The 11,739-nt window shown below is 67.6% G+C and carries 14 protein-coding genes; all 14 read left to right on the plus strand.

Going from position 1 to position 11,739, the window contains the following annotated elements; genetic code table 11:
* Positions 1-78 precede the first annotated feature (78 nt).
* The gene (locus AAFM29_RS14810; RefSeq protein WP_341713571.1) at positions 79-510 is read left to right on the plus strand and encodes an HK97 family phage prohead protease; all 432 of its coding nucleotides are present in this window, start codon (positions 79-81) and stop codon (positions 508-510) included.
* Positions 511-630: 120 nt separating this feature from the next.
* Positions 631-1,779, plus strand: coding sequence for a phage major capsid protein (locus tag AAFM29_RS14815; RefSeq protein ID WP_341713558.1), 1,149 nt, complete (start codon positions 631-633; stop codon positions 1,777-1,779).
* A 292-nt stretch (positions 1,780-2,071) separates the two neighbouring features.
* Positions 2,072-2,362, plus strand: a complete 291-nt coding sequence (locus AAFM29_RS14820; protein WP_341713559.1) for a head-tail connector protein — start codon at positions 2,072-2,074, stop codon at positions 2,360-2,362.
* 152 nt (positions 2,363-2,514) lie between these two features.
* Positions 2,515-2,904 carry a DUF3168 domain-containing protein gene (locus AAFM29_RS14825; protein ID WP_341713560.1) on the plus strand — a complete coding sequence of 130 codons (390 nt, stop codon included), beginning with the start codon at positions 2,515-2,517 and terminating at the stop codon, positions 2,902-2,904.
* A gap of 142 nt (positions 2,905-3,046) precedes the next feature.
* On the plus strand, positions 3,047-3,454 hold the full coding sequence (locus AAFM29_RS14830; RefSeq protein WP_341713561.1) for a phage major tail protein, TP901-1 family: 408 nt from the start codon (positions 3,047-3,049) through the stop codon (positions 3,452-3,454).
* Positions 3,451-3,759 carry a gene transfer agent family protein gene (locus tag AAFM29_RS14835; protein ID WP_341713562.1) on the plus strand — a complete coding sequence of 103 codons (309 nt, stop codon included), beginning with the start codon at positions 3,451-3,453 and terminating at the stop codon, positions 3,757-3,759. The genes AAFM29_RS14830 and AAFM29_RS14835 overlap by 4 nt, the downstream gene beginning before the upstream one ends.
* Positions 3,756-3,950: a phage tail assembly chaperone gene (locus AAFM29_RS14840; protein WP_341713563.1), complete on the plus strand. Its 195-nt coding sequence runs from the start codon at positions 3,756-3,758 to the stop codon at positions 3,948-3,950. Before AAFM29_RS14835 ends, AAFM29_RS14840 begins: the two co-directional genes overlap by 4 nt.
* Positions 3,943-4,512, plus strand: coding sequence for a tail tape measure protein (locus AAFM29_RS14845; RefSeq protein ID WP_341713564.1), 570 nt, complete (start codon positions 3,943-3,945; stop codon positions 4,510-4,512). Before AAFM29_RS14840 ends, AAFM29_RS14845 begins: the two co-directional genes overlap by 8 nt.
* A gap of 130 nt (positions 4,513-4,642) precedes the next feature.
* Positions 4,643-6,955 (plus strand): DUF2460 domain-containing protein, encoded by a 2,313-nt coding sequence (locus AAFM29_RS14850; RefSeq protein ID WP_341713565.1) that lies wholly within the window; start codon positions 4,643-4,645, stop codon positions 6,953-6,955.
* Positions 6,952-7,767 carry a DUF2163 domain-containing protein gene (locus AAFM29_RS14855; RefSeq protein WP_341713566.1) on the plus strand — a complete coding sequence of 272 codons (816 nt, stop codon included), beginning with the start codon at positions 6,952-6,954 and terminating at the stop codon, positions 7,765-7,767. Before AAFM29_RS14850 ends, AAFM29_RS14855 begins: the two co-directional genes overlap by 4 nt.
* A complete protein-coding gene (locus AAFM29_RS14860) occupies positions 7,764-8,174 on the plus strand; it encodes an NlpC/P60 family protein (RefSeq protein ID WP_341713567.1) in 411 nt (136 codons plus the stop codon). The genes AAFM29_RS14855 and AAFM29_RS14860 overlap by 4 nt, the downstream gene beginning before the upstream one ends.
* Before the next feature lie 9 nt (positions 8,175-8,183).
* The gene (locus AAFM29_RS14865) at positions 8,184-10,376 is read left to right on the plus strand and encodes a phage tail protein (RefSeq protein WP_341713568.1); all 2,193 of its coding nucleotides are present in this window, start codon (positions 8,184-8,186) and stop codon (positions 10,374-10,376) included.
* A 12-nt stretch (positions 10,377-10,388) separates the two neighbouring features.
* Complete coding sequence (locus tag AAFM29_RS14870) at positions 10,389-10,847, plus strand: DUF2793 domain-containing protein (protein WP_341713569.1); 459 nt, start codon at positions 10,389-10,391, stop codon at positions 10,845-10,847.
* A gap of 191 nt (positions 10,848-11,038) precedes the next feature.
* A partial coding sequence (locus tag AAFM29_RS14875; protein ID WP_341713570.1) for an outer membrane beta-barrel protein occupies positions 11,039-11,739 on the plus strand: 701 nt, incomplete at its 3' end.

Here is an 11,739-nt window from a genome sequence, read left to right on the forward strand (position 1 = left end):
GGTCGTGCGCGGCTGCCTCGCGCTGCTGCTGATCGGCATCGCCGTGCGGCTCGGGCTCGGGGCCCTGATCCAGTGACACTGCGCATTGCGGGCTATGCCGCGCTGTTCGACCGCGCCGACGGCGCGCGCGACACGATCCGCCCGGGGGCCTTCGCGACTACGCTGGCCGGGCGGAACGGGCCCTACCCGCTCTATTGGCAGCATCGGCCCGAACAGCGCATCGGCTGGGTCGAGACTGCGGGCGAGGACGAGCGCGGGCTGCGGATCATCGCCAGCATCGACAATCCCGAAAGTCGCGCCGCTACCCTGCTGCGCCAGCGCGCGGTGAGCGGGCTGAGCTTCGGCTACCGCGCGCGCGCCTATCGCCACACGCCGCAGGGCCGCGAGCTGGCCGAGATCGAGCTGTTCGAGGTCAGCGTCGTCACCCACCCGCTGCAGGATGGGGCGCGGGTGCATTGGACATCCCCGGTCGAAAATGTCGGCGCATCGCCTTCGACAGGCTCAGGCTGAGCGGACGTGGTTCTGAACAAGAACACAAACCCCCCTCGCCCTGAGCCTGTCGAAGGGCCGCCACCCCCCTCGCCGCCTTCCGGGCGGCTTTTTTGTGCCCCGTGAAGAAGAGGACAATCCATGGACAATACCACGCCTACCGACGCCACCACCGACCAGGCCGAAGCGAGTTTCGACATCGTCGCGCGCCAGGACCGGACCGAGGCCCACGTCTCGACCCTGCGCTCCGACGTCGACGAGGTGAAGGCCCGGGTCGACCGCATCGCCCGCGCCGCCGCCCGCCCCGCGCTGGGTGGGACCGACGAGCAGGCGCCCGAAGTGAAGGGCTTCGTCGACGGCTATCTGCGCCGCGGCTCACTCGCCGAAGTAAAATCGATCAGCGGCAGTGTGCCGGCCGATGGCGGCTATGCCGTGCCGCGCCAGATCGACGCGATGATCGCCCGCGAGCTGACCGAGATCAGCCCGATCCGCGCGCTCGCCCAGGTCGTGCAGACCGGCAGCGCGGGCTATCGCAAGCTGGTCAGCACCGGTGGCACCGCTTCGGGCTGGGTCAGCGAAACCGCCGCGCGGCCCGAAACCGACACCCCGCAATTCAGCGAGATCGCCCCGCCGACGGGCGAGCTCTACGCCAACCCCGCCGCCTCGCAGGCCATGCTCGACGATGCCGGCTTCGAACTCGACAGCTGGCTGGCGAGCGAGATCGCGATGGAGTTCGCCCGGGCCGAAGGCGCCGCCTTCGTCAACGGCAGCGGGATCGACCAGCCGCTCGGCTTCCTCGCCAGCCCGGTCTCGATTGCGGCAGACGGCGCCCGCGCCTTCGGCTCGCTGCAATATGTCGGATCGGGCGCCGCCGATGGCTTCGACGCCAATCCCGACGCAAAGCTGATCGACCTCGTCCACACGCTCAAGGCCGGGCACCGCCAGGGCGCGAGCTTCGTGATGAATTCGGCAACGCTGGCCGAAGTGCGCAAGCTCAAGACCGCGGATGGTGCCTTCCTGTGGCAACCCGGCCTGGTCGAAGGCCAGCCCGATCGCCTGCTCGGCTATCCCGTCATCGAGGCGGAGGACATGCCCGATATCGCGGCGGGCACCATGCCCATCGCCTTCGGCAATTTCCGCCACGGCTATCTGATCGCCGAACGCAGCGCGACGCAGGTGCTGCGCGACCCCTTCACCAACAAGCCCTTCGTCCACTTCTACGCCACCAAGCGCGTCGGCGGGCAGGTGCTCGACAGCAATGCGATCAAGCTCCTCAAGATCGAGCTCTGATCCGTACGCGGGCGGGGTCCCCCCTGCCCCGCCCGCTTTTTTGTTTTGTGCACCGACCTCCGTCGGTGCGTCCTCGGGGCTGTTCCTTCGCTTCGCTACGGGCCCCTGCGGGCGGCCGGTCGGCCTTGCCGGGCCTACCTTGGCCCGGATCCAGCGGAAGCAGGCAAGCTGGAGAAGGCCTCCGAGCCGAAGGCGAGGCAAGCGCGACTGCGCGCCCGCAGCGGGTGCGGCTTGCCGCACATCTAGCGAGGACGAACCGACGGAGGTCGGTTCGAAAGACAAGGAATCACCCATGCCTCCAGACCTGTCCGGGCAGCCGCTCGACGAACTCAAGCAATGGCTGGCGATCAGCACGGCCCTCGAGGACCCGCTGCTCCTCCGCCTGCTCGCCAGTGGCTGGCAGGCATGCCTGCAATTCACCGGTGTTGCCGCTGCCGACTGGAGCGAGCTCGACGAGGCACTGCGCCACGGGCTGATCCGCTTCGCCGCGCACCAGTATCGTGAGCGTGACGGCGGCGGGGCCGGCGCGCTGCCCGCCGCGGTCGCGGCGCTTTGGCGCCCCTATCGCATGGTGCGGCTGTGAGCTTCGCCGAGCTTGCCCGGCGCCTCACCGCCCGCGCGGGGGCAGCCGCATCCGCCCATGCCGAGCTGCAGCATCGCACCCGCCGCGAGGATCCCCGCCGCTGGCACCATGCCCGGCTGCTGTGGCCAGGCTTCACCGAAAGGACCCGCTAGATGGAAAGCGCCCTGCGCAGCGCACTGGCCGCCTGGCTGCGCACCGACCCGGTGCTCACCACCATGGTCAATGCCGTGGAGGAAGAGGGGCCGGTTTCCGCCAGCCTGCCGACGCTCGCCATCGTCGCCTCGGCCTCGGTCGATCGCGGTCACAAGACCGGCGCGGGGCGCGAGGTCCGCCTTGCGCTCGAACTGCTCGACCGCAGCGACGATCCCGCAGCGAGTGCCGCCATCGCCGATCGGATCGAGCAGCGCATCGCCACGCTCGATCCCACGCAAGCCGGGTTTCGCGTGGTCGTGACCCGCTTCCTGCGCAGCCGCGTCGAGCGGCGCGCCCGCAGCATCCGCGCGGTGCTGCTCGAATACGCGTTCGTGGTGCTTGCCGAATAGAGCCCCGGGAGCGCGGCCTTCGACAGGCTCAGGCTGAACGGGTCTGGTTCAAAGCCCGCGCTCTCCCCCGCCCGCCCTGAGCCTGTCGAAGGGCAGGCATCGCACCTCAATCCCTTCCAACATCCAAGAGGAACCACCAGACATGACAGCCCAGAAAGGCGCCGCCTTCCTCCTCAAGATCGGCGATGGCGGATCACCGCAGGCCTATGAAACCGTCGCCGGACTGCGGACCACGCAGATGGCGATCAACGGCGATACGGTGGTCGTCACCACCAAGGAAAGCGGCGGCTGGCGCGAGCTGCTGTCGGGCGCAGGCACGCGCTCGGTCTCGGTTTCGGCCAGCGGGATCTTCCTTGGCTCGACGGCCGAGGACCGCGTCCGCACCAACGCACTCGCCGGGACGCTCGACGCCTATGAGCTGTCGTTCGAGGACGGCGCGAAGATGCGCGGCAGCTTCCTCGTCCAGCGGCTCGACTATGCCGGGGACTTCAACGGCGAGCGGACCTATTCGCTCCAGCTCGAAAGCTCGGGCGCGGTCGTCCCGGCATGACCCATAATGCTGCGCGCGGGGAAGCCGCGATCATGGTCGACGGCAAGTCGCGCCTGCTGCGCCCCACATTCGACACGCTGTGCCGGGCCGAAGAAGAGCTCGGCCCGCTGTTCGCGCTGGTCGAGCGCGCGGGCGCAGGGCAGTTACGACTGGCCGAGATCGCCGCGCTGTTCTGGCACTGCCTGGCCGATCGCGAGGCAATCCCGCGCGAGCGTGTGGGCCAGGCGGTGGTCGACATGGGGCTGGCCGCCAGCGCCAAGCCACTGCGCTGCCTGCTTGGCGAGATCCTCAAGGGTTCGGGATGAGCGAGCGCTTTGCCGAAGCGGCGCTGCGCTGCGCCGGCCTTGCCGCGCGCCATTTGCACTGGCCACCCGCGAGTTTCTGGCAGGCGACGCCCTCCGAGCTGCTCGTCAGCCTCGCCCCCGCTCCGGCCAGCGAGCCACCACCGACGCGCGCCGAGATTGCTCGCATGATCGAAAGGGATACCCGTGACTGACGAAATCGACGAGCTGGTCGTATCGGTGCGCACCGATACGCAGGCTTTCGCTGCGGATGTGCAGGCCATGCGGGCAAGCTTCGACGGGACGCTGATCGATGGCTTCGAAAGGGCGGGTGCGGTGCTCGAACGCGGGCTGCTGGGCGCGATCCGCAAGGGCAGCCTGGGCTTCGATGACCTCAAGCGGGTAGCCACCACTACGCTCGACCAGATCGCCGCGCAGGCGCTCCAGCTTGGGCTCGACAGCCTGTTCGGCGGGCGTGGCGGCGGGGCGCTGGGTGGCCTGATCCAGGGTTCGATCGGCGCGCTGTTCGGCCTGCCCGGTCGCGCGATCGGCGGTTCGGTGTCTCCCGAGCGCCCCTATCTGGTGGGCGAACGCGGGCCCGAGCTGTTCGTGCCGACCAGCGCAGGCCGGGTCGAAGCCAGTCCGCACGCCGCGGGCCGCAGCGACGTACGCGTCGCCATCACCCTCGCCACCCCGCGCGGCACCGGCGCACCGGTCGCCCTCCAGCGCTCCTCGCGCCAGGTCGCCGCTGCGGTCCGGCGGGCGTTGCTGTCGTAGCTCCCCAAGCGGGCCGGACCGAACCGCAGGTGAGGCAAGGCCGACCGGCCGCCCGCAGGTGCCTGGAGCGAAGCGGAAGAATTGCACCGAGGACGCACCGACGGAGGTCGGTGCGAAACAGGAGAAGAATATGCCCTTCTGGCTCGCCCGCGAACGGCGGGGTCAGCACAGCGACTGGATCCCGCGCTTCGATCCGCGCTTCTGGACGGTCAATTTCCCGCGACCGATGATGGCCAGCGTGGTCAGTACCGCGCATGACGCGCTGCGTGTCGATTGCAGCTTCCACCATGAAGGCGAGCTCGCCGGACTGATCTGGGAGAGCGAAGACAGGCTCGACCACCCGCTGCTGGCCTATGCGACACAGCGCGATTATGCGCGCTGCATCCTGCGCTTTCGCTGGCGCAGCGGCGGCATTCTTGCGCTCGATGGGCCCAATGGACCGACGCTGACGATCGAGGGCCGCGACGCATCGGGCAATCCACGCAGCTGGTATGTGCGGCTGTGGAATTATGCCAGTGGCAGCCCCACCGATGCGCAGGTGGAACTGCGCTTTTCGCAGCTGCAATCGGGCTATTTCCTGCCCGGCGAGGCGATCCACCCGGGCGATATCGACCGCATGTTCATCAGCCTGGTGCCGACCGGCTATGTCGAGGGCAGCACTGCACTGCTCCCCGCCCGCGTCGATGGCTGGGCCGAGATGAGTGCGATCGAGTGCCAGGGCGAGCGCGCCATGCTGGCGATCGGCAACGTGCTGATCCCCCCGCACGGCGAGCATATCGCCAGTGCCTATGACGACAGCTTCAACCAGACCCCCGCCCGCTTGCTGCGCGCGATCGAGGGCCTCGGCTACCGCGAACGCATCGTCCACTATGTCGGCATGAGCCATTACTTCCGGCTCGAACCGCTGGGCGCGGGGCATTACGTCAGCCTGGCGGGCGGCGTACTCAACGATCCCTGCGCAGCCTGGCACCGCGCTTTCGCGGCAGAGGCCAAGGCGCGCGGTTTCACGGTGATCTGGTCGCTGTCCTACGAATTGTTCGACGCCCATTGCTGGAACGACTGGAAGCAGCGTGCGCATGACGGATCGCCCGCGCTGACCGGCTGGGTACCGCCGTCCGCGCTGCTCTCTCCCGCGCATGCCGGGGCCATGGGCTATTTGCGGCAGGTAGCCGCGGCCTTCGTCCAGATCGCGGTCGAGGCCGGGATGCCGGTGCAATTCCAGATCGGCGAACCCTGGTGGTGGATGCAGCCGGGTAGCTATGCCCCATGCCTCTACGACGCGGCGGCACAGGCCGCGTTCGGCGGCAATCCGCCGGTGATTGCCGACATGCGCCAGCCGCTCGACCCGGCGCAGCTCGCGCTGCTCGACCAGGCGGGCGCACTGCTCGCGCAATCCACCGCCGAGCTGGCGCAGGCGGTGCGCGACGCGGCGGGCGGTGTGGCTCAGGTGCGGTTGCTGGCCTTCACCCCGACACTGCTCGACCCGCAGGTGCCCGAATTGAAGCGGGCCAACCTGCCACTCGGCTGGGCCTGGCCCGCCTTCGACCGGCTGCAGCTGGAAGACTATGACTGGCTCACCCAAGGGGCCGATGGCGCACGGCGTGCGGCGCTGGCCGAAATCGACCAGCGGCTTGGCTATCCAATCGACCGGCAAGACTATTTCGCGGGCTTCGTCCCCCTGGCCGACAATGCCGAGGCATATTGGCCGCGGATCGACCGCGCGCTCGATGAGGCGCGGCGGCGCGGCGTGACCCAGCGCTTCGTCTGGGCGCTGCCGCAGGTCGCCCGCGATGGATACACCCGCCTGCCCATGATGGAGGAAGACATGCAAGCTTTCGACGATGTCGCCTGGCCGCTGGCGCTGGGCCGCGACGCCGCGGTCAGCCCCGAATTCTCGACCTCGGTCGCGGTCACCGCATCGGGGCATGAGCGGCGCAATGCGCTGTGGTCCGATGCGCGGATGCGTTACGACGTCGGCCCCGGGGTGCGTGCCGAGCAGGAACTCGCCACGCTGATCGCCTTCTTCCGCGCCCGCCATGGTCCGGCGCGCGGATTCCGCTTTCGCGATCCCTTCGACCATAGTTCGAACGGCATGACCGGGGTTCCCGGTCCAGCCGACCAATTGCTCGGGATCGGTGACGGGGCGGCGGCTCGGTTCCAACTGAGCAAGCTCTATGGCGAGCAGTGCCGCACGATCACCCGCCCCGAAGTGGCCAGCATCCACGTCAGCGTCGACGGCCTCGAGGCTAGTAGCTGGAGCTATGAAGACGGCGGCTGGATCGTGCTTGCCGAAGCCCCGCCCGTGGGCGCCGAGGTTCGCGCCGGGTTCCTGTTCGACGTGCCGGTGCGCTTTGCCGAGGACCGGCTCGACATCAGTGGCACCGCCTTCGCCGCGGGCGAGGCACCCTCGGTCCCGCTGGTCGAAATCCGCGAGGACGCATGAGCCGGAGCTATTTCGCCACGCCGCTGGAAACCGCCGCGAGCTGGTGGCGCATCTATCGCCGCGACGGGATCGCGCTGGCCTTCACCACGCATGACCGCGACCTTTGGTTCGACGGGCTGCAGCATCGTGCCGCTCCCGGCATGCTACCCAGCGCGATCCGCCGAACCATGGGGTTCGAGGATGACGGCAGCGAGGTCCAGGGAGCCCTGAGCCATTCCGCAATCCGGGCCGAAGACCTCGCCGCCGGGCGCTTCGATGGGGCGCGCGTCGAAAGCGGGATCGTCGACTGGGAAACGCTCGAAGCGGCCGTGCTTCATGGTGGCAGCATCGCCGGCATCTCGCAGGAGGCAATGGGCTTCTCGGCGCAGTTGCGATCGGCCAAGGCCGCGCTAGAGATCGATCCTGTACCGCTATCGAGCCCGACCTGCCGCGCGCGCTTTTGCGGGCCCGGCTGCGCGCTCAACCCCGCGGCATTCGAGACCGTTGTGACAGTCGTGTCGGTCGACGCGGAGGCCAATAGCATCGCGGTGGATATTGCCGACCCCACGCCCTACGCACTGGGCGAATTGCGCTTCCTCGAAGGGCCGCAAGTCGGGCTACCGATAGGCATCCTCGTGGCGGCGGGTGCCGGGCTGACGCTCGACCGCGTGCTCGATCCAGCCATCGCACCCGGCATGCGTCTGCGTCTGCGCCAAGGCTGCGACCGCACCATCGCCACCTGCTCGGGCCGCTTCGACAATGCCGCCAATTTCCGCGGCGAGCCTTTCCTCCCGGGCAATGATTTGCTCGCGCAATATCCGATGCCGCGATGATCCTGGCCGAACGTTTCGCCCGCGCCGCCGAAGCGCTCGAAGGCACCCCCTTCCGGCTCCATGGACGCAGACCCGAAACCGGGCTGGATTGCATCGGCCTGGTCGCCTGCGCGCTGGCGGATTGCGGGCAGGCGGTTGCCGCGCTGCAAGGCTATGCGCTGCGCAACACGGAAATCGACCGCCACCTCGGTTTTGCCGCCCGCAACGGTTTCCAGCCGACCAAGGGCTCGACCCTGCGCGGTGACCTGCTGCTGGTCGTGCCCGGTCCCGCACAGCACCACCTGCTCGTCTCTCTGGGTGGTGCGACCTGCATCCACGCCCACGCGGGCCTGCGCCGAGTGGTCCGCCAGCCGCAACCGCGCGACTGGCCGGTCATGCGCCACTGGCGCCTCGTCGACCTCGCATAGGAGCTGCACATGGCTACATTGGTTCTCGGGTCGCTCGGCACGCTGGTCGGCGGCCCGCTTGGCGGCGCGATCGGCACACTGGCGGGGCAAGCACTCGACAGCGCGATTTTCGGCGCCCCGCGCCGCGAAGGGCCGCGGCTCAAGGAACTTGCCGTTACCAGCTCGAGCTATGGCCAGCCCATTGCCCGCCAGTACGGCCGCGTCCGCGTGCCGGGCACGGTGATCTGGGCGACCGACCTCAAGGAAGACAAGGAAACCAGCGGCGGCGGCAAGGGCAAGCCCAAGACCACCAGCTATGCCTATTCGATCTCCTTCGCCGTGGCGCTTTCGAGCCGCCCGATCGACGGTGTCGGGCGCATCTGGGCCGACGGGAACCTGCTGCGCGGCGTGGCGGGCGACCTCAAGACCGGCGGGATCCTGCGGGTACACAGCGGCCATGCCGACCAGGACGCCGACCCGCTGCTCGCCGCCGCATTGGGCGCGCTATGCCCGGCGCATCGCGGCTGCGCCTATGTAGTGTTCGAAGACCTGCAACTGGCCGATTTCGGCAATCGCATCCCGGCGCTCAGCTTCGAGGTTTTCGCCGGATCGGGCAGCACATTGCTGGCCGATCTGGTTGGGGAACTCGACGAAATCACCAGCGCCGTGCCCCTGCCCGAACTCGAAGGGTTCTCGCACGACGGCGGTTCACTGGCGCAGGTTCTGACGCTGGTCGATCGCCTCCGGCCGATGGTGGTGAACCACGAAGCGGGCTCTACGCGCATTGATCTTCCGGTCCAGAACGCGAACGGCGTTCCCCTGCTGCCCGGGGCCGCAAGTTGGGGCGAGGGCGACTTCGGCCGCGACGACGGCAAGATGCGCGCCAACAGATCCCAAGAAAACACCGCCCTGGCGGCCCTGCGTTACTATGACCCGGCACGCGAATACTTGCCCGGGCTCCAGCGAGTGGAGGCACGAGACGGCACGGGCCGCGGCGACACGATCGAGTTTCCCGGCGTATTCGATGCCTCCGCAGCACGCAGCCTGCTCCATGCCGCGACGGCTCGCGAGCGCATCGGACAGGACACACTGGCCTGGCGCATGGCGGAACTCGATCCGTCGATCGGCCCCGGCTCGCTGGTCCGTGCTCCGGGCGTGTCCGGCCAGTGGATGGTCGCCGGCTGGGAATGGCGGGAGGGCGGTATCGAGCTCCAGCTGGTCCGTCATCTCGCGCTCGCGACAGGATCTGCCGCGTCGGATGCCGGGAATGGCTGGCTGCCGCCGGATCGCGTGCCCCAGCCCAGCCGGCTGCGATTTTTCGAGGTTCCGTGGGACGGCAATGGCGCGGCCGACACGGTGCAGGCCTTCGCGGCGGTCGGCGCGCCGGCCGGCTCATGGTCCGGCGCTGCGCTCTATGCAGCACAGGCGGGGGCGCTGGTTCCGCTTGGCGTAAGCGCCAGCGAGAGAGCGGTCAGCGGCGTCCTTGCGGCCCCGCTCGGTCCCAGCCAGGCACTGCGTTTCGAACCGCACGCAACGCTCATGCTCCGGCTCGACAACAGCGATTCCACTTTGGAGAATGCTACGCTCGAAGCTCTCGCGACCGGCGCCAACCGCCTCCTTGTGGGCGGCGAAGTCCTGCAATTCGCGCATGCCGAACCGCAAAGCGACGGCGCCTGGCTCCTTCACGGCTTGCTCCGCGGACGGGCCGGAACCGAGCGCATCGCAGGCATTGGGCATCCATCGGGCGCGCAAGCAACCCTGCTGGACGATCGCCTCATACCGATCACAGCGGACCAGCGATTGCTAGCAAGCAATGGCGGGCTGGCCGCGCTGGGGCTTGTCGATGAGGCTCCCGTGCTGGCAACTCTCGAAGGTCTGGGAAGTGGGCGCAGGCCCCCATCGCCCTGTCATCCACGGGTCGCTTTCGATGGTGCGGGCGATCTCGAACTGCGCTGGACCCGGCGCGCACGCGGCGGCTGGGCGTGGCTTGCAGACGTCGAACAGCCGCTGGTCGAACAACAGGAACTTTACGAAGTCGGCATAGGCCCGGTTGCGGCGCCTCTCCAGCGCTACAGCACCACTGCCCCGGCCCTTGTTATGAGCGCCACGCTTCTCGCCGAACTTGCGAGCGAAGCGTCCGGCGCTGCCTTGTGGGTGCGCCAGTGTGGCAGTTTTGCCAAGTCGGACCCGCTGTTCCTGACCTCCCTGCCCGCCAACCCCTGATCGGAGTCATCCATGACCGAACTTGTGAATTTCGTTTCGGCAACGCCACATCACCAACTGCCCTATCTGATTTCGGGCCAGGCACAGAAAGAGATGTTCATCAACGAGGCCTTTGCGCGGCTCGACGCACTGCTGCATCCCCAGATCAAAGGTACCAGCACTGCGCCGCCCGCCATGCCGGTCGCGGGGGAATGCTGGATCGTCGGGGCGGATGCGATTGAGGCATGGCTGGGCCGGGACGACCATCTCGCATCATGGGACGGCGGGCAGTGGACGTTTGTTCCGCCCTTCGCGGGCCTGCGGGCTTTCGACCTGTCCGCGGGCCGATATCGAACCTTTTCGACGGCCTGGGACGCCGCACCTGTCCCCGTGGCCCCGTCATCCGGCATGGTGGTGGATGCCGAGGCCCGCGACACTCTAGCAACAATCCTGGCAGTCTTGCGGGAACACCGAATTATTGCCGCCGGTTAAGCGGGAACCGAACCCCGTGGATGACGTTGGGATGACCATGAAGGGTATCCCCTTCACCAAGCTAAAGAAATCGGGTCGTGAGAGCGGCAAAAATGCAACAGTTCGCGGGCATTGTCTGCTTGCCACCTACGGAGCGAAAAGTTAGATAACTTTCACTCGGTGAATCCAATTCGCAAAAAGGGGAAACAATAATGCGGAAATTCGTCATAGGAATGGCGATGGCCTCGACGGCCCTAGCATCGCCTGCCCTGGCACGTGACGACAGCTGGTATGTCGAAGCCGATGCCGGTATCATGCAGGTCGAAGATATCGACAGCCTCCGGGGTCGTGATGGTGTTGGAACACTCAACACTGATTACGGTTATGATGTTGGTGGTATCGTCGGCTACGATTTCGGGCCATTCCGTATGGAAGCGGAAGTCAGCCACCGTCGGGCGGCTGAAGCCAGCTACACCGACGATGTGAATTCGTTCAATGGTGCCAGCGTTGATGGCGGAGCCAAGGCTCTGAGCTTTATGCTCAATGGCTTGGTCGATTTTGGCCCCGATGACGGCCTACAGGGTTTTGTTGGCGGCGGTGTCGGAGTTGGTCGTGTTAGCGTCAGCGTTTATACACCGGTACCGGGAATCAATGTAGACGACAGTGATTCTGGTTTCGCCTGGCAGATCCTGGCCGGTGTACGTAAGCCGATTAGCGACAAGATCGACATCGGTTTGAAGTATCGTTTCTTCAACCAATCCGGAAACAGCCTGGTTGCCGCGGATGGCACCGCTGCGAACTCGGATTTCCGCTCGCACTCGCTGCTCGCAACGCTGGCTTACAACTTTGGCGAGCCGCCGGCACCGCCGCCGCCGCCCCCGCCGCCGCCGCCACCTCCCCCGCCGCCTCCGCC

The organism is Erythrobacter sp. (assembly GCF_038133525.1).
Taxonomy (GTDB): Bacteria; Pseudomonadota; Alphaproteobacteria; order Sphingomonadales; family Sphingomonadaceae; genus Qipengyuania.

Excerpts from the sequence above, each read along its gene's own strand:
- AAFM29_RS14850 (WP_341713565.1), top strand. The coding sequence starts at position 4,643 with ATGCCCTTCTGGCTCGCCCGCGAACGGCGGGGTCAGCACAGCGACTGG.
- AAFM29_RS14835 (WP_341713562.1), top strand. The coding sequence starts at position 3,451 with ATGACCCATAATGCTGCGCGCGGGGAAGCCGCGATCATGGTCGACGGC.
- AAFM29_RS14865 (WP_341713568.1), top strand. The coding sequence starts at position 8,184 with ATGGCTACATTGGTTCTCGGGTCGCTCGGCACGCTGGTCGGCGGCCCG.
- AAFM29_RS14825 (WP_341713560.1), top strand. The coding sequence starts at position 2,515 with ATGGAAAGCGCCCTGCGCAGCGCACTGGCCGCCTGGCTGCGCACCGAC.
- AAFM29_RS14830 (WP_341713561.1), top strand. The coding sequence starts at position 3,047 with ATGACAGCCCAGAAAGGCGCCGCCTTCCTCCTCAAGATCGGCGATGGC.
- AAFM29_RS14815 (WP_341713558.1), top strand. The coding sequence starts at position 631 with ATGGACAATACCACGCCTACCGACGCCACCACCGACCAGGCCGAAGCG.
- AAFM29_RS14855 (WP_341713566.1), top strand. The coding sequence starts at position 6,952 with ATGAGCCGGAGCTATTTCGCCACGCCGCTGGAAACCGCCGCGAGCTGG.
- AAFM29_RS14870 (WP_341713569.1), top strand. The coding sequence starts at position 10,389 with ATGACCGAACTTGTGAATTTCGTTTCGGCAACGCCACATCACCAACTG.
- AAFM29_RS14820 (WP_341713559.1), top strand. The coding sequence starts at position 2,072 with ATGCCTCCAGACCTGTCCGGGCAGCCGCTCGACGAACTCAAGCAATGG.
- AAFM29_RS14840 (WP_341713563.1), top strand. The coding sequence starts at position 3,756 with ATGAGCGAGCGCTTTGCCGAAGCGGCGCTGCGCTGCGCCGGCCTTGCC.
- AAFM29_RS14860 (WP_341713567.1), top strand. The coding sequence starts at position 7,764 with ATGATCCTGGCCGAACGTTTCGCCCGCGCCGCCGAAGCGCTCGAAGGC.